This window comes from Burkholderia sp. Ac-20345, assembly GCF_017104825.1.
Classification (GTDB): domain Bacteria; phylum Pseudomonadota; class Gammaproteobacteria; order Burkholderiales; family Burkholderiaceae; genus Burkholderia; species Burkholderia lata_B.
In genome coordinates, this window is the sequence record NZ_JAAGPO010000461.1 from 1 (window position 1) to 1,948 (window position 1,948).

Genomic DNA, 1,948 nt, shown 5'->3' on the forward strand with positions numbered 1-1,948 from the left:
TCCTGTACACGGGCGGCACGCTGCGCGGCCTGCTCGACGCGGCATGCGCGCGCTTCGGCGTCTTCTGGAAATACGAGCAGGGGACGATCCGCTTCTTCTTCACCGATACCCGCACGTTCCAGGTCAACGCGATTCCCGGCGACTCGTCGCTGAACGCGTCGGTGGTGAGCGGCGCGACGAGCGATGGCACGTCGGGCGGCTCGCAGTCCGGCGGCTCGGGCGGCGGCGCGAGCGGCTCGGGCTCCGGCACGACGGGCCTCACCGCGAACAATACGGCGAACACCGCGGTGAATTCGCAGCTGTCCGTGTTCAACGGGCTGCAGAGCGCGATCCTGTCGATGCTGTCGCGCTACGGTAGCTCGGTCGCATCGCCCGCGACCGGCTCGATCTCGGTGACCGACACGCCCGACGTGATCGAGCGCGTCGCCGCGTTCATGACGCAGCAGAACCGCTCGCTGTCGCGGCAGGTGATGCTCAACGTGACGGTGCTCAGCGTGTCGCTGAAGGCGGGCGACGCATACGGGATCGACTGGAGCCTCGTCTACAAGACGGTGTCGGCGCAATTCGGGATCTCCAACCCGTTCACGCCGGCCGCGGTGACGCCCGGCGACTTGTCCGCGACGGTGCTCAGCCCGACGAGCCGCTTCAACGGCACCAAGCTGCTGATTCGCGCGTTGTCGCAGCAGGGGACGGTGCGGCGCAAGACGTCGGCGGCGGTCACGACGCTCAACAACCAGCCGGTGCCCGTGCAGGTCGCGACGCAGACGGGCTATCTCGCGTCGGTGTCGACGACGAACACCGCGAACGTCGGCTCGTCGACCGCGCTCACGCCGGGCGTCGTAACGACGGGCTTCAACATGACGCTGCTGCCGCACGTGCTCGACGATGGCACCGTGATGCTGCAGTTCTCGACGAACATTTCGTCGCTGCTCCAGCTGAAGGAGGTGTCGAGCAGCACGGGCAGCGGCGCGACGCGGATCCAGACGCCCGACGTCGACATGCGCAATTTCCTGCAGCGGGTCGCGATGAAGTCGGGCGAGACGCTCGTCATCAGCGGCTACGAAGGCACGAACGATTCGCTCGACGAGCGCGGCATCGGCACGCCGAAGATGATCGCGCTCGGCGGCGGCTACGAGGCGCAACGCTCGCGTGAGGTAATCGTGATCCTGATCACGCCCGTCACGCAGCGCGGCGGCGCCTGACGGAGCCGGCAATGAGCGCGCAGGTGATTCAAATCGGCCGCCAGCGCTTCGTCGGCGGCTTGTTCTGGCAGTCGCTGTCGAGGCGCAACGAACTGCGCGCCGAAGCAGTCGAGCTCGCGAAGAAGCTGAAGTTCGACCTGATGGTGTTGCGGATCGATCGCGGCGGCGCGGCGGCGGGCTATGCGAACACGCGCGACGGCTTCGCGCCCGGGCATCTGTCGCTCGGCGCGATGGTGTCGCGCGCGATCGCGCTCGAAGGCGCGTTCTACAACGGACGCCGGCAGCCCGCGCCGAACTGGCTCGGCGCGTTCGCGCTGCCCGACGGGCGCTGGGCGTACTTCGCGGTGCGCGACCACGCGTTCATGCCGAACGGCGACTGGGTCGGCACGCGCGAAGAAGCGTTGGAACGGCTTCATACCGATTACGCGTGGGGCGGCTGGAACGTCGTGATCGGCGAGCTGGAACTCGAGAAGCAGGGCTTCCAGAATTTTCAGCCGAAGCGGCTCGACGATCTGCTGCCGCGCCGTGGCGGCAGGCCGCGTACCGAGCGCTGGTGGGCGTTGCGGCCCATCGAGCGGCGCTTGTCGCCGCGCGCCGCGCTGGTCGCCGCGGCGGTCGTGTGCATCGCGGGTGGCGGCGCGTTCGCCTATTGGCATCATCGCGCGAAGGTCGAGGACGAGCAACGCGAGGCGGCGCTCGAACGCGTGCGCGCGGAGCTCGCTGCGCGGCAGGCGAAGAGCGGCCCC

Annotated in this window: 2 protein-coding genes; both read left to right on the top strand. The window is 68.7% G+C overall.

Features of this window, described 5'->3' with window-relative positions:
• On the top strand, positions 1 to 1,202 hold a 1,202-nt coding region (locus G3O06_RS47935; RefSeq protein WP_205820351.1), incomplete at its 5' end, for a PilN family type IVB pilus formation outer membrane protein.
• Between the two features lie 11 nt (positions 1,203 to 1,213).
• Positions 1,214 to 1,948: type 4b pilus protein PilO2 (gene pilO2 / locus G3O06_RS47940; protein ID WP_205820352.1), on the top strand; the 735-nt coding region annotated here is incomplete at its 3' end.